Here is a 23,334-nt window from a genome sequence, read left to right on the forward strand (position 1 = left end):
ATTCAGTTTAGTGTGGAAAAGGTACATAATCGTCCCCACTTTCTAGCATGACCGCCAAAAAAAACTCGGCAAAGAATTCTGGGAGTAACCCTGTATGCGATTGATTTCACTGGCAAACGCCGCCTTGGTGATTGTTGTTCTGTTTCTATTGGTATTTGAAAGAGACACTCTGTTTGCCTTTGCCGGGCGGGCGGAAGCTGACGCTGGCACCGAGGCCAGCACCGATTCCGGCGACGGAACAGCCGTGGATCAAGCGACCATCGGCGTAGTTGCCGTGAGGTCAACCGCACGCGAAATTGACAGCGCGGTGCTGTTGCGCGGTCAGACGAAGGCAAATCGCCAGGTTGAAGTTCTGGCCGAAACCACGTCGACCGTCATCTCGGAACCCAAGCGCAAGGGGACTTTTGTCGAAGCGGGCGACCTGCTGTGCGAACTGGACCCGGGCACCCGTCCCGCCAGTCTGGCCGAGGCGATGGCAGGTAAACTCGAAGCGGAAAGCCGCATCCCCGAGGCCGAGGCCCGTCTGGAAGAAGCCCACGCGTTGGTCGCCGAGGCTCAGATCAACCTGACCGCCGCGAACAAGCTGTCCGAAACCGGATTTGGTTCTGAAACTCGCAGAATCTCGAGCGAGGCCGCCATGCGGACGGCTGAGGCAGGGATCAAGACCGCCGAAGCCGGGCTTGAGGCCACGCGCGCAGGAATCGAAGCCGCTACAGCCGAAGTCGAAGCCGCCAAACGCGAGATCGACCGCCAGACAATCGAAGCTCCCTTCAAGGGTCTGCTGGAGAGCGACACAGCCGAACTTGGCAGCCTGATGCAACCCGGCTCTCTGTGTGCGACGGTCATTCAGTTGGACCCCATCAAACTGGTCGGGTTTGTCCCGGAAACCGAGGTTAACCGTATCCTCGTCGGCTCTGAGGCGACAGCGCAGCTGGTCACCGGCCTGCAGGTCGCCGGTCGTGTGACATTCCTCAGCCGTTCGGCGGATGAAACGACCCGCACCTTTGAGGTCGAAATCACGGTTCCGAACCCGGAGCTTGCCATTCGGGACGGCCAGACCGCCGATATCCGTATCTCGGCCGATGGCGCCAAGGCACATTTCCTGCCGCAATCGGCATTGACCCTGAACAACGAAGGTCAGGTCGGTGTCCGCACGGTTGGTCAGGGCAATGTGGTCGATTTCCAATCCATCGTCCTGTTGCGTGACACGGCAGAAGGCGTCTGGGTCGGCGGCCTCCCGGAAACAGTGGATATCATCGTCGTCGGGCAGGAATTTGTGACCCGTGGCGTTACCGTTGAGCCCACATATCGGGAAGCTGCGAAATGACCGGAATAGTCAGTTGGGCCGCCGACCGGGCCAGAATGGTTCTGGCCTTCATCGCCATCTCGCTGGTGATCGGCGGATTTGCCTATGTGAGCCTGCCGAAGGAAGGCGAACCGGACATTGATATCCCGATGCTGTTCGTATCGGTTCAATTCCCCGGTATTTCGGCTGAGGACAGCGAAAGCCTTCTGATCAAGCCGATGGAAACCGAGATGGCCGATCTCGACGGGCTGGACAAGATGACAGCAACCGCCGCCGAGGGCTACGCTGGTATTCTGATGGAGTTCGAGTTCGGCTGGGATAAGTCCGCCACCATCGCCGATGTACGCGATGCGATGAACACAGCGCAGAGCAAGTTTCCTGACGGAGCCGAGCAATACACGATCACCGAGGTCAATTTCTCGGAATTCCCCATCGTCATCGTCAACCTGACCGGGGCGGTTCCCGAGCGCACAATGGCGCGCGTCGCCAAAGACTTGCAGGATGATCTGGAGGCAATGGATTCCGTTCTGGAAGCGGGAATCGCGGGCAATCGGGATGAGTTGCTGGAGGTTGTTATCGACCCTCTGCGGCTTGAGGCGTACAACGTCACAGCGGCGGAACTCATCGACGTCGTCCGCAACAACAACCAGTTGATCGCGGCCGGTGAGGTTGAAACCGAACAAGGTACCTTTTCGGTAAAGATCCCGTCGTCCTTCAAAACCGCGCAGGATGTGTATGACCTGCCGGTCAAGGTCAACGGTGACCGGGTTGTTACACTGGGCGAGCTGGCGCAGGTTAACTACACTTTTGAAGATCGTGAGGGCACGGCCCGTTTCAACGGTGAACAGACCGTCGCGTTGCAGGTGGTCAAGCGCAAGGGCTTTAACCTGATCGACACGGTCGAAGGGGTGAAAGAGACCATTGCCGCCGCGCAGGCGAAATGGCCGCCCGAGATGCAGGCCGCCATCCAGCTTGGCACCTCGAACGACCAAAGCCGCATAGTCGATTCAATGGTCAGACAGCTCGAAGGCTCGGTTTTGACCGCGATCGCTCTGGTTATGATCGTTGTTCTGGCTGCGCTCGGCACCCGCGCGGCACTGCTGGTGGGTTTTGCAATCCCAACGTCATTCCTGCTGTGTTTCGCCTTTCTGGCGATGATTGGGGTCACAATCTCGAACATGGTGATGTTCGGGCTGATCCTGGCCGTGGGGATGCTGGTCGATGGGGCCATTGTTGTTGTGGAATATGCCGACAAACGCATCAAGGAAGGCGTCGGCCCGATGCATGCCTATGTAGAGGCAGCACAGCGGATGTTCTGGCCCATCGTGTCGTCGACCGCCACAACGCTTTGTGCCTTCCTGCCCATGCTGTTCTGGCCCGGCGTTCCGGGCGAGTTCATGAAGATGCTGCCGATCACGCTGATCTTTGTACTGTCGGCGTCGCTGGTTGTGGCTCTGATCTATCTGCCAGTTGTGGGCGGTGTTTCGGGGCGGGTAAGCCGGGTGTTTGACCGCATCTCTGACTGGTTGCGCGCCAAAACCGCATGGTGGGTGCGCGCCATTATGATCCCGCCGGTACTGTATATGATGTTCCTGGGCGCGATGCAGATGGTGAACCCCGATTACCTGATGCCCGGATCGTCCGCTGGCGGTGTGCTGCTCGGTGCCTTGTTGCTGATGTTCGGGGCCTTTGGCGGATCGATCACGCTGAGCGCGGCCAAAATTCAGCGCGCGCCCGATAACCATGTGCACACTGCCCGCGAACATACCAACTTTGGCTATGTGATGAAGTTCTTGGTCGGCAATCCGATCATGCCAATTGTGTCTATCGTCGCGATCGGTTTCGCCGTTGTCGCGGTGATGACTGCCTTTGGAAACAACAATCGCGGTGTCGAGTTTTTTGTGGAAACCGAGCCGGAACAGGCCACGGCCTATGTCCGCGCGCGGGGCAACCTCTCACTGACGGAAAAGGACGCGATGGTTCTGGCCGCTGAAGAGATCATCAGCGCGCATCCTGCGGTCGTCAACGTCTTTGCCTTTGCTGGCGAAGGCGGGTTGAACCAGAACACCGGCGGTGCAGAGGCACCGGCTGATACAGTGGGTCGTGTTCAGTTCGAGATCATCCCGTGGGAGGACCGGCCCAATCTGTCCGAACCGATTTTGGGCGGCTTGCTGGATCGCGAAACCATTGCGCCGGAATATGATGGAAACGTAGTTCTGGACGATTTGACTGCTGATCTGGCCAACCTGCCGGGCTTCATCGTTGATATCCAACCGCTGGAACAGGGTCCGGCCTCGGCCAAACCGGTTCACCTTCGCATCAGGGCGGACGGCTGGGAAGACCTGACCTCGGCCACCGTAGCAGCGAGAGAAGTGTTCGATGAGACCCCGGGTCTGATCAAGATCGAAGACTCACTCCCCCTGCCCGGTATCGACTGGCAGATTGACGTGGATGTCGCCAAGGCTGGCCGTTTCGGCGCGGACGTGGCGACCGTCGGCGCGATGGTTCAATTGGTCACACGCGGGCTGTTGTTGGGTGAAATGCGCCCTGAAAGTGTGGACGAGGAAATCGAAATCCGTGTCCGCCTGCCCGATGAGGATCGGGTTCTGTCCACGCTCGATACGCTCAAAGTGCGCACGCCCGATGGTCTGGTGCCTTTGTCGAACTTTGTTACGCGCAAGCCTGTGGCCAAGCTGGCCGAGATCAACCGGATCAATCAGCAGCGTTACTACGATGTGAAAGCGGACGTTGAACCGGGCCTGAGCAAGGTTGTGACCGACAATCCGGACGGAACCGAACAGCGCCTGGCCGTTGTGCGCGAGGTCGTCGAAGGGGTCGAACCTGTCGGATCAACCATCGCAGGCCCGACGGGCAAAACCTTTGAACTGGTTACGCTGACGGGTGCAGACAGCGTCGATGCCGTGCGCGCTGACCTCGACTCCAGTGACGCTCGGATCAGTCTGATCAACCCCAACGAACGCATTGCGGTGCTGACCGAGTGGCTGGAAACCGATCCTTTCGGCAACGCCGTCAGCTGGGAATGGACCGGGGATCAGGAAGAACAGGCGGAATCGGGTGCCTTCCTATCCAGCGCGTTTCTTGCCGCGCTGGGGCTGATGTTTGTGATCCTGCTGGCCCAGTTCAACTCGTTCTACAACTCGGTTCTGGTTCTGCTGGCTGTGGTTTTGTCGACCACCGGTGTTCTGATCGGTATGATGGTCATGCAGCAGCCCTTCTCGATCATCATGACCGGGACTGGTATTGTGGCTCTGGCGGGGATCGTGGTGAACAACAACATTGTTCTGATCGACACCTATCAGGAATACAGCCGCTATATGCCCCGGATCGAGGCGATTATCCGCACGGCCGAGGCGCGTATCCGCCCGGTTCTGTTGACCACGTTGACGACGATGGCCGGTCTGACACCGATGATGTTCGGCTTGTCGCTGGACTTCATCAACGGCGGCTATTCCATCGACAGCCCGACCGCGCTGTGGTGGAAGCAGCTGGCAACTGCTGTCGTGTTCGGTTTGGGCATCGCGACGGTTCTGACCCTGATCGTGACGCCATCGTTCCTGGCCTTGCGTGTCTGGGTCACGACCTATGCGATCTGGACTGGCAAAGCACTGGCACGTGTCACAGCCGGTCGGTCCAGCCAGGTCGCTCAGGACATGGCCGTTGGCCGCGCCGCTATGCAGGCTCAGGCCACGGAAGTTGTTTGGGATGATGAAGCCGTCGCTGCGGCAGACCCGGATGCCCGGAAGGATGATCGCCCCGATCACCCGCCCACGACGCCTCTCAAGGCGGCTGAGTAACGGAAATGGCGAACCCCGGGGTTCGCCATTTTTCTTTGCGCCGGATTAATCGGTGAACACGTATTCACCCAGATCGCACAGGTCCAGGCCAAAGTCTTCGACCGACGAACCGTCGTGGAACGCACCACGAATGTCGTAGATGCATGTGCTCAACCCGTCCGCAATAACAACGTCAGCTTCGTAGTCGGGGGCGAGGTAGCCGCCGCGCAGCAGATTGCCCTCCCAATCACTGGACGACGCGGGCGAGACATTGAACTCGACCAGATCCGCACTGGAGTCATTTACCACCAGAAACTCAAGATCATCGGCAAGTGCCGAAGTCGCCATAAATACAGTTGCGGTCAACGCTGCTGCTGCACGCATTTTCATCAGATATTCCTTTGTTTAGGGATCGGCCAAAGCACCAAGCACTATGCCTGTCGATAAAATGTCATCAACGAAAAAAATCGTCAAATTAAACGTGGATAAATGAACGTGTTATCAAAGCGCCGTTCAGCGTTAAATCCGCCATAACCCTCGTGACTGAATCAGGCGGCGTCAGCTTGCTGACGGCTCCACAATTGCGCGTACCGACCTTCGCGTCTCAAAAGTTGGTCATGGGTCCCCTGCTCCAGGATCTCACCCTGTTCCAGCACCACGATCCGATCCGCTTCGGCAATAGTGCTGAGGCGATGGGCGATAGTCAGCACTGTACGCCCCTCGCCTGCCCGCGCCAGAGCGTCCTTGATGTCCTGTTCGGTGTCCGTGTCCAGCGCCGAGGTCGCCTCATCCAGCAACAGGATCGGCGGGTTCTTCAGCAACGTGCGCGCGATCCCAACGCGTTGCTTTTCACCGCCTGACAGCTTCAGCCCACGTTCACCAACTTTGGTGTCGTAACCTTCGGGCAGCGTAACAATGAAATCATGGATCTGAGCGGCCTTGGCGGCGGCTTCAACATCTTCCTGAGTGGCGCCGTCGCGGCCATAGGCGATGTTATAGCGGATGGTATCATTGAACAGCACTGTGTCCTGCGGCACCACACCGATGGCAGCATGCAGGCTGTTCAGGGTGACGTCGCGCACATCATGCCCGTCGATCTTCAGAGCCCCTCCGGTGACATCGTAGAAGCGGAACAGCAGACGCCCGATGGTGGATTTGCCCGACCCGGTAGCCCCGACAATCGCAACAGTCTGACCAGCCGGAACGGTCAGCGACACACCTTTGAGTATTTCGCGATCCGCATCGTAGCCAAAGCGGACGTTATCCAATGTCACTTCGCCGCCATTAACGACCAGTTCCGGCGCGCCTGGCTTGTCCGAGACTTCGGCGGGTTGTTCCAGCAGATCAAACATCTGTCCCATATCCACCAGAGACTGACGGATTTCACGATACACGGTGCCCAAAAAGTTCAGCGGCACGGTGATCTGGATCATGTAGGCATTGACCATGACAAAATCGCCGACGGTAAGCGTGCCCTGCTGCACTCCGATGGCCGCCAGAACCATCACGCCAATCAGACCGCAGGTAATAAGAAAAGACTGGCCGAAATTCAGGAACGCCAGCGAATACGCCGTCTTGAGCGCCGCCCCTGCATAGGCTTTCATTGAGACGTCGTACCGTTCAGCTTCGCGCCGTTCGGCATTGAAATACTTGACAGTTTCGAAGTTCAGCAGGCTGTCGATGGCGCGCTGGTTAGCCTCGGTATCCTGATCGTTCATCTCGCGCCGCAGTTTCACGCGCCACTCCGTCACCGCGAAGGTGAACCAGATATACAGCGCGATAGTGACCGCGACGACGACCAGATACCAGACATCGAACAGCCACATCAGGATGATCGCAACCAGCAACAGTTCGAGGATCAGCGGCCCGATGGAAAACAGCAGGAAGCGCAGCAGGAACTCCACGCCCTTAACGCCGCGCTCGATGATCCGGCTCAGCCCGCCGGTCCGGCGCGTCACATGGTATCGCATGGACAGCTGGTGAATGTGCTGGAACGTCTCAAGCGCCAGCGCACGCAGCGCCCGTTGCCCTACCGGAGCAAAGGCCGCGTCGCGCAGTTGCTGAAAACCAACAGTCATCATTCGCGCGACGCCATAGGCGACGGTCAGGCCCACGGCACCCAGCGCCAGCGGCGGAACACCCTCGCCCGCCAGACCGTCGACCGCGCCTTTGTAAAGGATAGGCGTATAAACCGCGATCAGCTTTGCCAGCACCAACATCCCCATGGCCAGCACGACGCGTCGTTTTACCCACGGTTCGTCTGCGGGCCACATATAAGGAGCTACCTTGCGGATCGTGCGCCAACCAGAGCGTCGTTCGTCGGGCGTGGGCATATCGGCTGAGGTCATCGGCGCTGTTCGTCTCATCACTACCTGATCTGCGGTCAGAGATAGGCCCTGGGCCCCGCAAGGGCCAGAGGCAAAGTTTATTCCGGGATTGTGAAAATCTGCCCTGGATAGATCAGATCAGGGTCACGGATCGAATCCCGGTTGGCCTCGAACAGCCTGACATACAGGATGCCATCTCCGAAACGGTCACGGGAAATGGCCCATAGCGTATCGCCTTCCTGTACGGTAACCGAACGGATCGGGGGTGTCTTCTGCTCGGCCTCAGGCGCATCTGTTCCCTCAGCGGCGCGCAGAACCTCAAGCGGCTCGCGTTTGAACGGGGTTTCCAATCGACTGGCGACGGTGCCATCCGACGCAACCTCATCCACACGCAGGGTGTAAACGCCCGGGTCGATCCCTTCGAGTTCGCTGCGCCACTTGCCGTCATCAACCGGGGACAGATCGGCGACCAGTTGATTGTCCAGATACAGCCGCACCGCAGACCCGTCCGGCACCCGACCGGTAAGTTCAACGTCGCCAGCGTCCGAATACCCGATCGTGTCCAAAGCAACTTCGTCCGATGCGCCTTGCTCTGACGGGGGCTGTACCAGCTCGACCCCGTCTTCACCTGAACGCAGGATGGCAACCTGTTGGTTCTGTTCGGCTTCCTCTGCAACCTCATCAGTTGTTTGCTCTGCCTGATCTTCGCTCGGCTCTGGCGTTGCTTCCGCCGTCTCGACCTCAGTCTCGGGCAACGCGGTCGCGTCAGCTGTGGTTTCCTGTGCGGACGTCCCTTCATCACTCGCTTCAGGCGCGTCAGCGGAAGGCGCAGTTTCAGTCGCTTCTGCGCTCGCGACCTCCTGAGCGTCCGGCTGCGGATCAGGCAGGGCGGCAATCAGGTAATCGTCCGAACGCACGGGCTGATCCTCGCCAGCTGTCTCAAGCGTCAGTCCACGCGCGTCTTCCGAAAACGGGATAGAAAGGAATTCTGCGAACTGACCCGTATCGTCGACGGTAAAGCTGTGAACCTGCTCCCCGTCCAGCAAGACGCGAACATCCGCGCCGGGCTCAGCGTTGCCGGATAAAACCGTATTGCCATCTGGCTCAACAAAGATCTGGTCCAGCGTCGGCGGCGTTGTCCCAGGATCGACCTCAGCCGTTTGTTCTGCCGCCGGTGCAGGTTCGGCGCTGTCCTGATCGCTCGCTGTTTCGGTGGTTTCTGGTTCGGCGTCCGGCTGCGCCTGATCCTCAGCCGCCGGAGAACTGGTCGGAGCCGGGCTGGCCTCTTCCGTGGTCTGAACTGCCACATCCGGCTGAGGCGTCGCGTCTTGTGAGTTGTTCCCGAAGATGCCGGACAGGTACAATCCACCTGCCCCAACCAATGCAACGATGCCGGCGATCACCCCCCAGGTGAAAGTTCCGGAGCTTTCGCTTCCCGACTTGGAGTTCATTCTTTTCCTTTCGCTCCGCAGCGCAAGTGCTTTGAGTATAACACATTCTGCCTGACGGTTGAGCCAATCTATCAATCCCGCTATCACGGGTCAAAAGCCCAGACACAAGCCCGGAGAAGCCATCCTATGTCTCAGAAATCTGTCTGTGTGTATTGCGGGTCACGAAATGGCGCGAATTCCGCGTATTCCGAAGCCGCGCGCACGTTCGGGGAGTTGCTGGCCAACGAAGGTTGGCGGCTGGTCTATGGTGCCGGGGATGTGGGCCTGATGGGCGAAGTTGCGCGATCGGCGCAGGCTGCTGGCGGGGAAACCTTTGGCGTGATCCCGGTTCACCTTGTGAAGCGAGAGGTCGGCAAAACGGACCTGACCCATTTCGTCATTACCGAAACGATGCACGAACGCAAAAAGGTTATGATCATGAATGCCGACGCCGTCGTTGTGTTGCCCGGCGGCCCCGGATCGCTGGACGAGTTGTTCGAGGCGCTGACATGGCGGCAACTGGGTCTGCATGACAAACCCATTTTGGTCATGAATGTGGATGGCTATTGGGACGCGCTGCATGACCTGCTGCAGCAGGTCATCGGTCAGGGATTTGCGGAACAATCGCTGTCAGAATTCATCACGTGGGTCGAAGATCCAAACACCGCAATGTCCACGCTGAGACAGGTTTTGACGTAATCAGGCAGAACAACGGGCGGTCAGAGCCGCCCGTCTTTTTTGGCAAAACTTAAGTTGCGGGTGCCAGACGGTTTCTCAGCACCTGCTCGACTTTGTGCAGTGGGTGGTTGGTCAGGGTTTTGTCGACTTCGGCGATAACTTTGCCAAGCACTTCGCTGTGCAGCCGCCGACGCAAAAGCCCCAGAACATGCGGGCTGGCCACCAGAACCAGCCGGTCATAAGCGCCTTTCAATCCCTTGCGGTTCAGGAGATTGGCAACATCCTGAACAAACAGGGACTTCGCATGGGTTTTCCATTTGTTTTCTTCGACCGCAGATTTCTGATTTGGTGCCGTGTCGAAACGGCGGCCTGCCCGGTCTGAAGGCTTGGCGTTTGGTCCGTCGCTCTCTTCCACCGATACGACAACCAGATTTGGGTCTTCGGCATCGGTGACGTTCTCCATGAACAGTGCCTTTTCCCCGTCGGCAATAACAACCCATGTTCCCTGTGCAAGTTCGACCATTGTGATCTCCCGTTGTGGCCATTCCTCAAGTGCCAGGCACATCTCTACTGATACACGCCCGCTGGTAGCCGGCGCGTTGCCTGACGGTTTTCTTAGTGGTTTGCGGTTCTCTCCCTCCGCCTAACTTAGCTAGGAACTGCGGAGCGCTCGTACAATAAGTCTCAATTCGAAAGTTGACGTATCGGCAGGTTTCCACCTGTCGTTGCGACGGCGACCAACTGTAAATACTGGCATGGTCCTGACCTAAGCCATGCTCTGGTAACAAATTAAGTCGTTACAGCTACGTCATAAAGTTCACTCAGCGCTCTAATGACTATCCGGCTTAAAGTCTGCTGTGCGGACAATCCCGCCGTTGCCCCTAGTCTTCAAGATTGAAGAAAGCATTTCCCCCATTTGCATATACAGGCATGCTTGGAGGGACCAACAAAACATTGTTGAAGTGGATATGCAGAGGCGTTGGCGCGGAACCGACCCTTTCAATTAGGGAACTAGGTACAAGGTTAGGCATCGAATAGTAAACAAACTCCCCAAACCCCAAAAGCAGCCACGTTTCAAAACTGAACTCATGGTAAGGATGAAACCTGTTTGGAAGACCTGGTCCCGTACAAAGTTCAAAAAAGTTATGGTGATCTTCAGTAGACCAACCGGAGAACAAGAAAGCTGGATTTGATTCAACACTTTGCTCCCAAATACTTTTTTCCACCTCGTCAGGTAGTTCCAAATCTGGATTGTGAATTATGAACTCGGCGACAGCTCTCTCGGGGCACAATAAGACCAAGCCAGGATGTTCACCACTCCCACCACCCAGCACTAGTTGGTTGGGAAGGCACCGAAAGTCACCATCGTTCGGGTCAAGCGATCCGGGTATTTCTTGAAGGGGACGATAGACCGGAAGGTGGCCGAACAGACCAACCAATTCATGTTTATAACAATCTATGTAGCTCATCAGCTCGGTGCCTCTGCAATTTTCTAAGAGCTATCAGTTGACGATTTTCACGTCAAAAGAGAGAGCAGACAGGTGTAGCTTTGGGCTCACTCGTAGATTTCTCCACATTTTGCACGAACTGCTGCTTAGACAAGAAACTGCTTAAAGGGGTCTTTTCAGGTTCAGTACAAAATGACACCTTTATCGAGTTCTAGAGCACTCAGTTCAGGCGAATTGGGAAATGTCTGCTTAGTTGATAGCGGTATCGCCAACCGGAAAAACTAGGAGAATCTTACGTGGTCAGTTTTTCAAATATAAGAAAGGAGACGGCTCGGGTTCTAGGTACTAGGCATGTATCCGTTAACCCGCACCTTCCTTTTTTGGATATTCAGGGCCTCAAGAAACCTGTTGAAATTTGCGAGAGAATCAACGCTTTGCATGCGCTGGTAGGCTTGACGGGTGTCGAGGGACTTCGACTAAAAAAGTGGTTGTTAGAGGCGAACACCTGGAGACACCTCTCTCTGGGCGAGCAAGCTTTGTTTGAAAAAAGCGAACTGGATACCGAAACGATGAATCGGCTGTCTTGGATGCAGGAGTCTGTATATGTTTTGTGTTGGGCAGGTAATTTGGTTCCTGACATCAACGGGCCAGAGAGCGAGTCCGACATGTCCGATATCTATCCTCAAATTCCTCCCGCCAGCGATTTTCAGGATTTACTCGTTTCGTTCAGGTTGAGATCTGAAGCTGAGATATGCCAGAAATTGGATATATATTATTGTTTACATGCTAGCACGCGACATCCAGAGCTTTGGCAAGAGCCAGTCGATCTTGAGAACGTGAAGATAGCTGCCGTTCTTGAGCGAAGGCATGCACTCGAATGGCTTTGCGGAGGTAGTGATGAGTGGGATGAGGTCAGTCTTGATACTTAGTGGGCGATAGCGACCCACGGAAATAGAGGCTCTATCTGTGTGTGCGGAGATCGAACATCGGCGATCAGGATGTCCAGCACGCCACGGTTCTTCAGTTCAGTCATCACCAACATCCAGAACTTGGCTCCCTCATTGTCGGCGATCCAAAGCGCCAGGACCTCGCGGACGCCGTCGCGTGAGACGCCAAAGGCCACGTAGACGGCGTTCGCCATTGTGCTTGAACCAATGGCGCATCAATGGCTCACTCTTGACCATGCGGCTATCGGCATCCCGAATCTTCACCCGAAGGGCGTCGAAAATAACGATGGGGTAAAGGACTGCGTATTTGAGATTTAATCAAAAAGCAGTCACCCAACCTAAGCGCAGCATCGGTTACGTTGGGCTCACAGTAGACATTCGAAAGTTAACAATGAGGAGCGACTGATGTCTACTCTGCGGGAGCTTGCGGTCATTCGGTGTCAGAGCTGAGTTGTCCGCTTTAGGGAAACAAGCGCCGGTTTCAACTGTGTATTCGCAAGGCTGGGTATGCTAACCCACTCACATGACTGATATTCCATACACGCAATCGAATTTATTTCATGATCTTAAGGCTCTTGGCATTCAGGAAGGCGATGGCCTGTTCGTCCACGCATCATTGGGGTCTATCGGCCCTGTCATTGGCGGGCCTCGGGTCGTTGTTCAGACGCTAATGAACGCAGTTGGTGAAACCGGGTTGCTTGGAATGCCCGGTTTTTCTTCTGATGCTTACTTTCCGGCTGACCTCGATAAATCGAGTCTAGGTGAGGAACAGGTTGCACATGTTGAGGATGCAGTTCCTGGTTTTGACCAACATAGATCATCATGCGCAGAAATGGGGATTATTGCAGAAACATTCAGAACGTGGCCAGGGACAGTGCGAAGCGATCATCCTGCGGTTTCGATCTGCCTCAACGGATTAGATTCTGACAAGTATCTGGCCGAGCATAGTTTGGCTTGGGCCACCGGAGAAGCCACACCACTCGGCAAGCTGCGTTTCCGCCATTCAATGAAAATTCTGCTCATAGGAGTGGGGTGGAATCGATGCTCTGCGCTTCACACTGCCGAAACCCTTGCGGAGCATCGACGGCAGAAGATTCGCCGGTTCAAAAACGGTGGCGCAACAGGTGAATGGATTGAAACACCCGATGTTGCGGATGACATGAACCGTTTGTTTCCAGATGCTGGCGAAGCGTTCGAGCAAACGGGCGTGGTGACTTTCGGAAAACTTGGCGCGTCAGGATGTAAAGTCTGTGACTATTCGAGGCTGGTGGATTTCGCCAGCCATTGGATCAGCGAAGCCAATCTCAAGAGTGGAGACCGTGAATAAGGTAGCTGTTATGAATAACCAAATGTGCATCTTGTCGATCCAGAAAACACGCTATGGGATTTAGTGCAGCGCAAACAGAAAGTTAGTCATGCAGGTTGAGCAAATAGATCACGTTCACGTTGAGGTATCTGACAGGGAAGTTGCGGCGGATTGGTACGACCGTGTCTTGGGTCTGAAAAGACACGTGGGGCTGTCACGTTGGGCTGATGACCCGATGGGACCTCTCATTCTTCAAGGGGGAGATGGAAACCCCACTCTGTCACTATTCGCGCGTAGCTGCGAAGCCTTGTCTCGGGATAACACGGTTGCTTTTCGAGTGGATGGAGAAAGCTTTCTTAAATTTTGTGGTGATCTCGAAGTACTGCAACTGACTACAAAATCTGGACAAATACTTAGCCGTACAGATGTGGTTGACCATCAATTCTCGTGGTCACTGTACTTTTTGGATCCCGACCAAAACCGCCTTGAGCTTACAACCTACGATTATGAGGCCATACGACACTCCTTATCATGAGCGGACGTTGTTTTAGTCGCGGCGGAGGTGTCAAAAGAGCCCGTCTTAACCGACGCTGCCATAGCAGACATTCAGAAAAAGGTCCGATACCTACACCATACGACTAACCGGATACATGCTGCGGTTGCTTCAATATCCGCTTTTCCAGTCATCGCATCTCGCACCGGAGACAAACTTTAGATTGACATACTATTGACAGCCAGTCTCCAACTTCGGACTTTCGATTATGTCTTTGATGCGAGTGAATTCAGGTAAGTGACTTTCATGGAAATAGGTAGCAAATCGCGGTTCGTTCTGATCGGCGCACCAATAGACTGCGAGGGAACTCCGGGCGGATGTAGTCTTGCCCCCCTGATCCTCCGGCGCTTGGGATTGCGTGAAGCGCTGGGTGCGAGACGTGATCTGAATGACATGCCGGTGCGCATACTGGATACCACGCGTGATCCAGCTACCGGAATTATTGATTACGCTTCTGTGGAGCACCTAACACGGGAAACTCGTAATCAAATCGCGAAAATCACAAAAGCAGGTGACATCCCAGTGGTTCAGGGCGGGTGCTGCTCGATGGTAATCGGGGCAGTGGCTGGAGCGAAGGACACTCACGACAATGTTGCCGTCGTATACGTAGATGGGCACATGGACTTGTACACTGGGGAAACGTCTCCAGAGGGTCTTTGTGCCGATATGCCCGCAGCAATTTTGCTTGGCTACGGGCCACCGCAACTGGCCGAGGCTATGGGTACAGATGCTTTGCTTGAACCCGAAGAACTTGTTCTTCTGGCATATAGGGACGAAGACCTGGCTAGGGCCGACGGCTCCCTGATGCCAAGTGATTTTTGCGGGCGACTGAAGCACTGCAATATCTATGATCTGCGCGACAACGGGGCAGCGCATGTGGCCAAAGAAACGCTAAGCTATCTTAAACATACGCAGAAGAAGTTCTGGTTACACATCGATTGGGATGTGATGGATGAGAACGTACTTCCTTCCGCTGACTATCTGATGCCACACGGCTTGACTTGGATCGAATTCGAAGCATTGGTCACGCCATTTGTTCAGGACAATTCGCTAGTCGGAATTTCGATGTCAGATTATAACCCCGACAACGATTCCGATCTGGTCGATGGGCAAAAAATCATTGAAACAGTTCAACGGGTGTTTGCAAAATCGCATAGTTAAAGATGGCAAATGTTGGCCAGGTAGTACTTAAGGTGCATCGGATAACGCGCTTTGCCGGAGTTCAGTCAAAGCCGTTATTGCTGCATCACTGTCTTTTTCATTGACCTGAATATGATCGTAGATCAGCGCACATTGTGGAACTATCGATAGCCCGGCGTTCGCCAAGCAGTTAACGACTGGCTGAAGGTAGCCCGCAACTTCGATATCGAGTGGCACGTCGAAAGTCAGGCAGACGAGTGGCCCGAAGCTGTCACGACAAACTGCTGATACGTCACAATGCTTCCAGACCTTTTCGGGCAAGATAACAGCCACTTCATGTTGATCGCAAATCAATGACACATAATGCTCGGCGGATGGGCTTATCTGCTCAGCTTCTTTCGATGTTCCCACGAAGGGACACCATGGCGCTCGTACAGCTCTTCAAGAAAATCATCTTTGTCCAGAAAAACCAAACCCAAACGCTTTGCTATTTCACGCGCGACTGTCGTTTTGCCACTTGCTGGCAGCCCGGTTACGACAATGCCGAGTTTCATAGTTCATCAATCATCTTCGAAAAAGTATTCTGTCTTGTTTTACAACAGAGTTGCCACATAGAGGCGAGTCAGTGATTTAACCAAATTCTAATGTTTGCTCACCCAAACCGGTAGCTGACATTCATGTAAGACGCAGCATCGGTCGTTTCGGGCTCGAACCAGTCATTCGATCACGATGCAAAACGCCGAAAAGACTTTGGAAACAGCCACCTCAAACAAGAAAAAACCTGCCAGCGTCGCCGCCAGCAGGCCCTTGGAAAACCCATGTCGGGTTAACGATCACATCCGCGATGCAACGTTTTCCCAGTTCACCAGGTTGTCGAGGAAGTTCGACAGGTAAGCCGGACGCTTGTTGCGGAAGTCGATGTAGTACGAGTGCTCCCACACATCACATCCCAGCAGCGCGGTCTGACCAAAGCACAGCGGGTTCACGCCGTTCTCTGTCTTGGTCACGGCCAGCGAACCGTCGGCGTTCTTGACCAGCCACGCCCAGCCCGAGCCGAACTGACCGGCACCAGCGGCGCTGAACTGCGACTTGAATTCGTCAACCGAGCCAAAGCTCTCGGTCAGAGCCTTTTCCAGCTCACCCGGCATGGCATTGTCGCCAGGGCCCATCATTTCCCAGAACTGGTTGTGGTTCCACAGCTGGCTGATGTTGTTGAAGATGCCGTTTTGCGCAACAGCGTTTGCGTCATAGGTGCCAACGATGATCTCTTCCAGCGACTTACCGTCCCACTCGGTGCCGGCGATCAGCTTGTTGCCGTTGTCGACATAGGCCTTGTGGTGCAGGTCGTGGTGATATTCCAACGTTTCCGCGGACATACCCTTGGCTGCCAGCGCGTCATGTGCATAAGGAAGATCAGGAAGTTCAAAAGCCATGTCGGCCCCCTGTTAAATGTAAGTTGCGGTTCCCAAGGGTTAAATGCTTTGGCAACCGCCGCAGGTCAAGAGCCGAGACAAGAAAACCCGGAGGCAGGCGATGCTGACCAAGGCGCGCAAGATGTTTTACCGCGCCCGCGGATACTATGCGGGCAACCTGAATGGCGAGCCATTCCGCCTTGACCCCTACCATTCGAAATTCTGGCGCAAAGCGTCTGCGGGCAATTGGGAACCCGAAACCTTCGCGGTTCTGGACAAATTCCTGTCGCCTGACTGCGACTATCTGGATATCGGTGCATGGGTCGGCCCCACTGTTTTGTACGGAGCCCGCAAGGCCCGGCATGTGTGGTGTTTTGAACCGGACCCGACGGCGTATCGGCATCTGGCATGGAATCTGGACCTGAACGACATCGAAAACGTCTCGGCGTTCGGCGTTGCGTTGTCTGATCAGTTCGGCGTCGCCCGCATGGCCTCGGTGCGCGGAGAGCCGGGAGATTCCACAAGCTCTCTGCTGCATGACGGTGCTCATGGCAGCGACGCACTGACGATCGCTTGGGATCAGTTCGAGGCGGTGAATGATTTGTCCGGCGTTTCGTTGGTCAAGATGGACATCGAAGGGGCTGAGTTCTTTGTACTGCCGACGATACTGCCCTGGCTGAAAAAGGCGCGCCCTGCCCTGTATCTCTCGCTCCACTCGCCCCTCTTGGCAGAAGAAGAAAGGAGCCGCCGGACATCGGAAATTCTAAGCGGGTTGTCATTTTATTCGAACTTCAAGGATGCATTCGGTAACCCGCTGGACTATGCCGAAACCCTGGAGGCGCAGGCGCTCGAGCAGTTTCAAACGATTTTGGTAAGCGACTAGGGTGCGACACCAAATCTTCCCGCATTACGTGTTTTTTTGTTTGAACACCGACGCCTAGCGTGTTGACTTGAACACGGAATAGGACAGGAAACTGACTGATAGATGAGAATTGGATTTACTTCTTTTTTGGCCGCAGTGCTTTTGGCCGGTAACGCGATAGCAGAGACCAAAGTTTATGACTGCGCCGTAAACAGCCGCGAAGATAGCGGTTGGATCGCAGAGCATTATATCTTTACCTTGGACGATGCCACAAAACAGAGCACTGCTGAAAGCCGCCATCATGATGCGGCCCCGGTCGAAATGAAAATCGACAGGAAACAGCGGTACAAGCTGACGTGGCGGGCCAATTTAAGCGGACTTAGTGGACGGCACTACAACATGGTTTACCGAGCTACGCTAAACCCGGCCCAGAACACGGTCAAAATCTATGCCAAATTCACAAATGCCAGTTTGGGAAACAGACCATCAGGTAGCGGCACCTGCAAAGTCATCTCCGGTTAAACAATCGAACTGAAGGCCAAACCAATACGTCGCTCAAGAGCCTCGGATTGCGCGAGGCTTACGCCCCAACATTCGAAATTTTGGACGCCGACACACACAAAAAAGGAGGCTTTCTGAAAGCCTCCTTCAATAATTCCAGATAGGGCCTTTGCGAGCACGCGATCTGGTGTCAGTAAACCCCGACCTCACTGCCCGGTTGCGCCGCAATCTTAAGCAGTTTGAACACGTAGTCTGCAGCCGAACGGAAACAGACGACTCGGAAAGTCTCAGCGTCGTCCATCCAGAACGCCCCCGCCACCTGCGCAAGGCGTGAACGGCGGATTTGACCGGGCTGGAACGCCTCTGCCGACAGCTCAACCGGAGCCAGCTTGCCCAGCACCTCACGCGCGTTCGCGCCGGAGATACGGAATACAGCACGCGCGTCCGAGACGTTCACTGCCAGAGCATGTGTGCCGCTGAGCGCGTTGGCCATCGCGGCCAGTTTGGCCTCGACCTCGGCATAAGGCACCAGCACTAGCAATTCGTCGGTAGACATCCAGCAGACGCCGGTATCACCGTTAACCAGAGCTTCGCGCTGACCGGGCACGTTCTGACCGGTGGCGTCCTTGACGGCCTTGGCCAGTACTTTGTCGGACAGGTCGCCCCGCAGGGTGATCATACCCTGCAGGCCAACTTCTTCGACCTTGGCGATGCCGTCATAGCTGGCGTGGTTCAGTGCGCTGATGGGTTCAGACATTCTGCTTCTCCCCGTCCTTGTCGAAGAAGATCGGGTCCACGATCTTAGCTTTGTAGGTTTTGCCGTCGGTGCCCGGGAACTCGACAATCTCACCCATTCTGTCGGGTCCGTGCTTGATCAGACCCATGGCAATGCCTTTGCCCAGATTGGCCGAATAGTAGGTCGAGGTCACACGGCCGATCATGTTGCGCTGACCGTTGGCGTTGACGCCCTCGCCCACTGCGTAAGCTCCGTCAGGGATGACGGAACCATCCACAGTCTCCAGACCGACCAGTTTCCAACGCTCGGGATCGGCCATATGGCTGCGCGAATGGGCGCGTTTACCGAGGTAGTCCTCTTTCTTTTTCGAGAGCGCCCAGTGCAGCCCCAGATCCTGCGGGATCACGGTGCCGTCGGTCTCGTCCCCGATCATGATAAAGCCCTTCTCGGCCCGCAGGATGTGCAGACATTCGGTGCCGTAAGGCATCACGCCGAACTCTTTACCTGCTTCCATCAAGGCATCCCAGAATGCCTGACCCTGGCTGGCAGGAACGGCGATTTCATAGGACAGCTCACCCGAGAACGAGATGCGGTAGGCGCGGCAATCGAAATCGCCGATCTTGCCATCGCGCCATTCCATGAACGGCAGCGCCTCTTTGCTGACGTCCATGCCACCCAGCTTTTCCAACACCTTTCGCGCGTTGGGGCCGACCACGGCGACCTGAGCGTATTGCTCGGTCACGTTGGCAACGTAGACTTTCCAGTCCCACCATTCAGTTTGTAGCCACTCTTCCAAGTGACCGTGGATACGTTCCGCTCCGCCGGTGGTTGTGTGACACAGCCAGGTGTCCTCGTCGATACGGGCGACAACACCGTCGTCGATCAGGAAGCCGTTTTCCGAACACATCAGGCCATAGCGGCATTTGCCGGCCTTCAGCGTGGACATCATGTTGGTGTACATCATGTCGAGGAATTTGCCGGCGTCCGGGCCTTTGACGATCAGTTTCCCCAGCGTCGACGCATCCAGCAGGCCGAGGTTTTCGCGGGTGTTCTTCACCTCGCGGTTCACCGCGTCATGTACAGACTCACCGGGGCGCACATAGGCATAGGTCCGACGCCAGTGGCCGACCGGCTCCCAGTCCGCGCCGTTCTTGTCGTGCCAGTCGTGCATTGGTGTCTGACGGATCGGCTGGAACACCTCACCGCGCGCCTCGCCACCAATCGACGCCAGCGAAATCGGCGTATAGGGTGGGCGGAAAGTGGTGGTACCGACTTTTGGTATCTCCGATTCCAGCGCATCAGCAAGGATCGCCAAACCGTTGATGTTACTCAACTTACCCTGATCGGTCGCCATACCCAGCGTGGTGTAACGCTTGGTGTGTTCAACGCTTTCGTACCCTTCGCGTGCTGCCAGTTGGACGTCCGATACTTTGACGTCGTTCTGGAAATCGAGCCAGGATTTCATGCGCAGTTGAACTTCGGCGTTGGCTGGCATCAGCCAAACGGCCTCCATCGGGGCCTCTGTCGTCGTTTCACCAACGGGCGCCTTGGTGTTCTTTGGCTTGAAGCCGGCAGCCTTGGCCGCAGCTGTACCTGCCGCCTGCGCGTCAGTCAGCACGTCAGCCAGCGCCAGCGGACCGTTCGACGAGCCAGCGGCCAGAACGAAGCCTTCGCCATTGGCACCCAAGGGCGGACGCGACGGATCGGGACGGAAATGAGCATTCGCCTCATCCCAGATCAGCTTGCCACCACAATGCGACCACATGTGGACGACCGGAGACCAGCCGCCTGACATGGCAACCGCATCGCACTCAACTTCCTCGCGAGCGCCTCCGATGCCTTCCTGATTGCACAGGGCGACCTTTTTGACGCGCTTGCCACCTTTGACCTTGGCGATGGCCTTACCGGGATCAACGCGGATGCCAAGCTGACGCGCCTCTTCGGCCAGAGGACCAGCCGCGGCACGGGCATCGACCACGCGAATAACGTCCACGCCGGCCTGTTTCAGGATGATCGCGGTGCGGTACGCATCGTCATTATTGGTGGCAACGATCACTTTCTCGCCCGGAGCCACGCCCCAGTTTACGACATAGTCGCGCATCGCCGAAGCCAGCATCACACCCGGCACATCGTTGCCTGCAAACGACAGCGGACGTTCGATGGCACCAGTTGCCGTGACAACCTGTTTTGCACGAATACGCCACAGGCGGTGACGCGGGCCTTGCGTGCCCGGTTTGTGGTCGTTCAGTCGCTCATAACCCAGCACATAGCCGTGGTCATAGACGCCCGCGCCCATGCAGCGATTGCGCATGGTGACGTTGCCCATTGTTTCCAGTTCGGAAACCAATTGTTCCACGAACTTATCCACAGGCTCGCCGTCGATGGTTCCGCCATCCACTGGCGCACGTCCGCCCCAATGGGCGGTCTGCTCGATCAGCATGACCTTGGCACCAGATTGCGCCGCCGCTTTGGCCGCCTGCAGACCCGCGACACCGCCACCGATCACCAGAACATCGGTGAAGGCGTAGAAGTGCTCATAGGTGTCCGCATCGCGCGAGTCCTTGTCGGGCGCTTTGCCCAGACCAGCGGACTGACGGATGATCGGCTCGTAAACGTGCTTCCAGAACGGTTTCGGATGGATGAACGTCTTGTAGTAGAAACCGGCCGGCAGGAACCGTGCGAAAGCGGTGTTCACAGCGCCGATGTCGAACTCGAGGTTCGGCCAGTGGTTCTGCGAAACCGAAGTCAGGCCGTTGAACAGCTCGGTCGTGGTGGCACGCTGGTTCGGCTCGAACCGGTTGCCCTGCCCCAGACCGACCAGAGCGTTCGGCTCTTCCGCGCCGCTGGCGACAACGCCGCGCGGACGGTGGTATTTGAACGACCGGCCCATCATCATCTGGTCATTAGCCAGCAGAGCCGAGGCAAGAGTGTCGCCCTCGTAGCCCTGCATCGAGGTGCCGTTGAAGGTGAAGGTTACCTGTTTCGACCGGTCAATCAGCCGGCCTTGTTTTGCGAGACGGGTGCTCATGTTGCGGACCTTTCGCAGGCGGAATTACGGGTGGCGGCGCGGATCATTTATACTCTCTCCACGACCAGCCAGGGCGCTTTGCAGTGATCGCGTCCTTGATTTCTTGCGGCGGCTCGGTGGTCTGGGCGGAATAGGTGCCAAACACTTCGAGCGTCTGAGTGCAGCGCGCCGCGTGAAACCACTTGCCGCAGCCGTTGCTGTGGCGCCAACGTTCGAAATGAACGCCTTTGGGGTTTTCACGCATGAACAGGTAGTCGTGGAATTCATCATCCGACGAACCCGGGCCATAGCGCTTCAGATGCGCCTCGCCACCGGCGGCCAGTTCAGTTTCTTCGGCATCGACGCCGCAATAAGGGCAATTCAGGATCAGCATGTGATCATCCTTTTGGCGGTTGATCGGCACTGTGGCCGACCAGAATTCTGTAATCGGGCAACTTCGGGCCGAGCCCTTAGTGTGCCACCCCGGCGGCGACGCTTTCGTCGATGAAGCGGCCCTCTTTGAACCGGTCCAGCGAGAAGGCTTCGGTCAGCGGCGAATGGCCCGTGGCCATCAACTGAGCCATACCCCATCCGGACCCCGGGATCGCCTTAAAGCCACCAGTGCCCCAGCCGCCGTTGATAAAGCAGCCCTGAAGCGGCGTCTTCGACAGGATGGGCGAGCGGTCGCCGGTCATGTCAACGATCCCGCCCCACTGACGCAGCATCTTCAGGCGCGAGATCATCGGGAAGGTCTCGACCAGCGCGCGGACCGTTTCCTCGATATGGTGGAACGAACCGCGCTGAGTGAAGTTGTTAAACCCGTCAGTACCGCCGCCGATAACCATCTCGCCCTTGTCGGACTGCGACATGTAGCCGTGCACCGTGTTGGCCATCACGACCACATCCATACAGGGTTTGATCGGCTCGGAGACCAGCGCCTGCAGCGCAATCGCCTCCAACGGCAGACGGAAGCCTGCCATCTCGGCCAGCTGACCAGAGTGACCCGCCACGACGATGCCCAGCTTGTCACAGTCGATTGCGCCCTTGGTCGTGTCGACACCGACAACGCGTCCATTGTCAGACCGGACGCCGGTGACTTCGCACTGCTGGATGATGTCCATGCCCATCGCCGAGCACGCCCGGGCATAACCCCAGGCCACCGCATCGTGGCGCGCGGTGCCGCCGCGTTCCTGCCACAGCGCACCCAAAACAGGATAACGCGGACCGTCGATGTTGATGATCGGAACCAGCTGTTTTACCCGGTCGGGACCGATCCACTCGGTCTTTACACCCTGCAGCGCGTTTGCATGCGCCGTGCGTTGATAGCCGCGAATCTCATGCTGTGTCTGGGCCAGCATCATGACGCCGCGCGGGCTGAACATGATGTTATAGTTCAGGTCCTGACTCAGGTCTTCGTAAAGGCTGCGCGCTTTTTCATAGATCGCTGCCGACGGGTCCTGCAGATAGTTCGAGCGAATAATGGTCGTGTTCCGGCCGGTGTTGCCACCGCCCAACCAGCCCTTTTCGATCACGGCGACATTCTGGATGCCGTAGTTCTTACCCAGGTAATACGCGGTCGCCAGACCATGGCCGCCAGCACCAACAATGATGACGTCGTATTTCTTCTTGGGCTCGGGCGAACGCCAGGCGCGTTCCCATCCGGTGTGATAGCGCAGCGCTTCGCGCGCTACAGCAAAGGCTGAATAGTGTTTCATAGGCGAATCCATCAGGTTCGGTGATTGGGCGAAGATATGCCGTGTAACGATACTAAGGCCCTGCCGCGCAACGCCGTAATATCGCACTATTGCGACATAGGCTCCATTATTGCGACATGAAGGCTACCAGCGGCCATTTGTCCCTTTTTTCGGCCCGCCGAGAGGTCTAAGT

General features: G+C 56.4%; 20 protein-coding genes and 1 pseudogene. 8 read left to right on the forward strand and 13 right to left on the reverse strand.

Translation table 11 applies throughout. From position 1 onward, the window contains the following. Positions 1-94: 94 nt before the first annotated feature. Together MHN28_RS16855 and MHN28_RS16860 are read left to right on the forward strand one after the other, a co-directional pair. Positions 95-1,327: an efflux RND transporter periplasmic adaptor subunit gene (locus MHN28_RS16855; protein ID WP_239343738.1), complete on the forward strand. Its 1,233-nt coding sequence runs from the start codon at positions 95-97 to the stop codon at positions 1,325-1,327. After that, entirely contained in the window at positions 1,324-5,121 is a 3,798-nt protein-coding gene (locus MHN28_RS16860; RefSeq protein ID WP_239343739.1) for an efflux RND transporter permease subunit, read from the forward strand. Before MHN28_RS16855 ends, MHN28_RS16860 begins: the two co-directional genes overlap by 4 nt. A gap of 45 nt (positions 5,122-5,166) precedes the next feature. On the opposite strand, the gene MHN28_RS16865 is transcribed toward MHN28_RS16860, so the two are convergent. From MHN28_RS16865 to MHN28_RS16875, 3 genes are all read right to left on the reverse strand, one after another. Next, the gene (locus MHN28_RS16865; RefSeq protein WP_239343740.1) at positions 5,167-5,490 is read right to left on the reverse strand and encodes a hypothetical protein; all 324 of its coding nucleotides are present in this window, start codon (positions 5,488-5,490) and stop codon (positions 5,167-5,169) included. A gap of 158 nt (positions 5,491-5,648) precedes the next feature. After that, a complete protein-coding gene (locus MHN28_RS16870) occupies positions 5,649-7,448 on the reverse strand; it encodes an ABC transporter ATP-binding protein/permease (RefSeq protein ID WP_239343741.1) in 1,800 nt (599 codons plus the stop codon). Positions 7,449-7,525: 77 nt separating this feature from the next. Then, entirely contained in the window at positions 7,526-8,878 is a 1,353-nt protein-coding gene (locus tag MHN28_RS16875) for a LysM peptidoglycan-binding domain-containing protein (RefSeq protein WP_239343742.1), read from the reverse strand. Positions 8,879-9,004: 126 nt separating this feature from the next. Here MHN28_RS16875 and MHN28_RS16880 point away from each other — a divergent pair, with 126 nt between their 5' ends. Further along, the gene (locus MHN28_RS16880) at positions 9,005-9,556 is read left to right on the forward strand and encodes a TIGR00730 family Rossman fold protein (RefSeq protein ID WP_239343743.1); all 552 of its coding nucleotides are present in this window, start codon (positions 9,005-9,007) and stop codon (positions 9,554-9,556) included. Between the two features lie 49 nt (positions 9,557-9,605). Here the strand turns inward: MHN28_RS16880 and MHN28_RS16885 are convergent, their stop codons facing one another. Both MHN28_RS16885 and MHN28_RS16890 read right to left on the reverse strand, forming a co-directional pair. After that, the gene (locus MHN28_RS16885) at positions 9,606-10,058 is read right to left on the reverse strand and encodes a host attachment protein (RefSeq protein WP_239343744.1); all 453 of its coding nucleotides are present in this window, start codon (positions 10,056-10,058) and stop codon (positions 9,606-9,608) included. 358 nt (positions 10,059-10,416) lie between these two features. Continuing rightward, positions 10,417-11,004, reverse strand: a complete 588-nt coding sequence (locus MHN28_RS16890) for a hypothetical protein (protein WP_239343745.1) — start codon at positions 11,002-11,004, stop codon at positions 10,417-10,419. 275 nt (positions 11,005-11,279) lie between these two features. Between MHN28_RS16890 and MHN28_RS16895 the strand changes: the two genes are divergently transcribed. Beyond that, positions 11,280-11,912 carry a DUF4272 domain-containing protein gene (locus tag MHN28_RS16895; protein WP_239343746.1) on the forward strand — a complete coding sequence of 211 codons (633 nt, stop codon included), beginning with the start codon at positions 11,280-11,282 and terminating at the stop codon, positions 11,910-11,912. 53 nt (positions 11,913-11,965) lie between these two features. Here MHN28_RS16895 and MHN28_RS25055 read toward each other — a convergent pair. Continuing rightward, positions 11,966-12,233: pseudogene (locus MHN28_RS25055) on the reverse strand (transposase); the annotation flags it as partial. Between the two features lie 220 nt (positions 12,234-12,453). On the opposite strand from MHN28_RS25055, the gene MHN28_RS16905 reads away from it, so the two are divergent. Continuing rightward, positions 12,454-13,257, forward strand: a complete 804-nt coding sequence (locus MHN28_RS16905; RefSeq protein WP_239343747.1) for an aminoglycoside N(3)-acetyltransferase — start codon at positions 12,454-12,456, stop codon at positions 13,255-13,257. Positions 13,258-14,035: 778 nt separating this feature from the next. Next, positions 14,036-14,950 carry an arginase family protein gene (locus MHN28_RS16910; RefSeq protein ID WP_239343748.1) on the forward strand — a complete coding sequence of 305 codons (915 nt, stop codon included), beginning with the start codon at positions 14,036-14,038 and terminating at the stop codon, positions 14,948-14,950. Positions 14,951-14,977: 27 nt separating this feature from the next. Here the strand turns inward: MHN28_RS16910 and MHN28_RS16915 are convergent, their stop codons facing one another. From MHN28_RS16915 to MHN28_RS16920, 3 genes are all read right to left on the reverse strand, one after another. Further along, a complete protein-coding gene (locus MHN28_RS16915; protein WP_239343749.1) occupies positions 14,978-15,340 on the reverse strand; it encodes a hypothetical protein in 363 nt (120 codons plus the stop codon). Next, positions 15,310-15,483, reverse strand: a complete 174-nt coding sequence (locus MHN28_RS25060; protein WP_370645738.1) for an AAA family ATPase — start codon at positions 15,481-15,483, stop codon at positions 15,310-15,312. Before MHN28_RS25060 ends, MHN28_RS16915 begins: the two co-directional genes overlap by 31 nt. A 279-nt stretch (positions 15,484-15,762) precedes the next feature. Continuing rightward, the gene (locus tag MHN28_RS16920; protein ID WP_170704218.1) at positions 15,763-16,362 is read right to left on the reverse strand and encodes a superoxide dismutase; all 600 of its coding nucleotides are present in this window, start codon (positions 16,360-16,362) and stop codon (positions 15,763-15,765) included. A gap of 100 nt (positions 16,363-16,462) precedes the next feature. Here MHN28_RS16920 and MHN28_RS16925 point away from each other — a divergent pair, with 100 nt between their 5' ends. Both MHN28_RS16925 and MHN28_RS16930 read left to right on the forward strand, forming a co-directional pair. Next, entirely contained in the window at positions 16,463-17,224 is a 762-nt protein-coding gene (locus MHN28_RS16925; protein WP_239343750.1) for an FkbM family methyltransferase, read from the forward strand. A gap of 102 nt (positions 17,225-17,326) precedes the next feature. Beyond that, complete coding sequence (locus MHN28_RS16930; RefSeq protein ID WP_239343751.1) at positions 17,327-17,725, forward strand: hypothetical protein; 399 nt, start codon at positions 17,327-17,329, stop codon at positions 17,723-17,725. 169 nt (positions 17,726-17,894) lie between these two features. Here the strand turns inward: MHN28_RS16930 and MHN28_RS16935 are convergent, their stop codons facing one another. From MHN28_RS16935 to MHN28_RS16950, 4 genes are all read right to left on the reverse strand, one after another. Continuing rightward, a complete protein-coding gene (locus MHN28_RS16935; protein ID WP_239343752.1) occupies positions 17,895-18,461 on the reverse strand; it encodes a sarcosine oxidase subunit gamma in 567 nt (188 codons plus the stop codon). Beyond that, on the reverse strand, positions 18,454-21,468 hold the full coding sequence (locus MHN28_RS16940; RefSeq protein ID WP_239343753.1) for a sarcosine oxidase subunit alpha family protein: 3,015 nt from the start codon (positions 21,466-21,468) through the stop codon (positions 18,454-18,456). Before MHN28_RS16940 ends, MHN28_RS16935 begins: the two co-directional genes overlap by 8 nt. Before the next feature lie 43 nt (positions 21,469-21,511). Next, the gene (locus MHN28_RS16945) at positions 21,512-21,841 is read right to left on the reverse strand and encodes a sarcosine oxidase subunit delta (protein ID WP_239343754.1); all 330 of its coding nucleotides are present in this window, start codon (positions 21,839-21,841) and stop codon (positions 21,512-21,514) included. Between the two features lie 76 nt (positions 21,842-21,917). Beyond that, positions 21,918-23,162, reverse strand: a complete 1,245-nt coding sequence (locus MHN28_RS16950) for a sarcosine oxidase subunit beta family protein (RefSeq protein ID WP_239343755.1) — start codon at positions 23,160-23,162, stop codon at positions 21,918-21,920. Positions 23,163-23,334 lie beyond the last annotated feature (172 nt).

The sequence above is a fragment of the Ruegeria sp. Ofav3-42 genome (assembly GCF_022347725.1).
Lineage (GTDB): Bacteria > Pseudomonadota > Alphaproteobacteria > Rhodobacterales > Rhodobacteraceae > Ruegeria.

Coding starts and splice junctions, on each gene's coding strand:
- MHN28_RS16865 (WP_239343740.1), bottom strand. CDS start 5,490: ATGAAAATGCGTGCAGCAGCAGCGTTGACCGCAACTGTATTTATGGCG.
- MHN28_RS16875 (WP_239343742.1), bottom strand. CDS start 8,878: ATGAACTCCAAGTCGGGAAGCGAAAGCTCCGGAACTTTCACCTGGGGG.
- MHN28_RS16870 (WP_239343741.1), bottom strand. CDS start 7,448: ATGACCTCAGCCGATATGCCCACGCCCGACGAACGACGCTCTGGTTGG.
- MHN28_RS16920 (WP_170704218.1), bottom strand. CDS start 16,362: ATGGCTTTTGAACTTCCTGATCTTCCTTATGCACATGACGCGCTGGCA.
- MHN28_RS25060 (WP_370645738.1), bottom strand. CDS start 15,483: ATGAAACTCGGCATTGTCGTAACCGGGCTGCCAGCAAGTGGCAAAACG.
- MHN28_RS16885 (WP_239343744.1), bottom strand. CDS start 10,058: ATGGTCGAACTTGCACAGGGAACATGGGTTGTTATTGCCGACGGGGAA.
- MHN28_RS16880 (WP_239343743.1), top strand. CDS start 9,005: ATGTCTCAGAAATCTGTCTGTGTGTATTGCGGGTCACGAAATGGCGCG.
- MHN28_RS16890 (WP_239343745.1), bottom strand. CDS start 11,004: ATGAGCTACATAGATTGTTATAAACATGAATTGGTTGGTCTGTTCGGC.
- MHN28_RS16860 (WP_239343739.1), top strand. CDS start 1,324: ATGACCGGAATAGTCAGTTGGGCCGCCGACCGGGCCAGAATGGTTCTG.
- MHN28_RS16905 (WP_239343747.1), top strand. CDS start 12,454: ATGACTGATATTCCATACACGCAATCGAATTTATTTCATGATCTTAAG.
- MHN28_RS16935 (WP_239343752.1), bottom strand. CDS start 18,461: ATGTCTGAACCCATCAGCGCACTGAACCACGCCAGCTATGACGGCATC.
- MHN28_RS16925 (WP_239343750.1), top strand. CDS start 16,463: ATGCTGACCAAGGCGCGCAAGATGTTTTACCGCGCCCGCGGATACTAT.
- MHN28_RS16855 (WP_239343738.1), top strand. CDS start 95: ATGCGATTGATTTCACTGGCAAACGCCGCCTTGGTGATTGTTGTTCTG.
- MHN28_RS16950 (WP_239343755.1), bottom strand. CDS start 23,162: ATGAAACACTATTCAGCCTTTGCTGTAGCGCGCGAAGCGCTGCGCTAT.
- MHN28_RS16945 (WP_239343754.1), bottom strand. CDS start 21,841: ATGCTGATCCTGAATTGCCCTTATTGCGGCGTCGATGCCGAAGAAACT.
- MHN28_RS16940 (WP_239343753.1), bottom strand. CDS start 21,468: ATGAGCACCCGTCTCGCAAAACAAGGCCGGCTGATTGACCGGTCGAAA.
- MHN28_RS16910 (WP_239343748.1), top strand. CDS start 14,036: ATGGAAATAGGTAGCAAATCGCGGTTCGTTCTGATCGGCGCACCAATA.
- MHN28_RS16930 (WP_239343751.1), top strand. CDS start 17,327: ATGAGAATTGGATTTACTTCTTTTTTGGCCGCAGTGCTTTTGGCCGGT.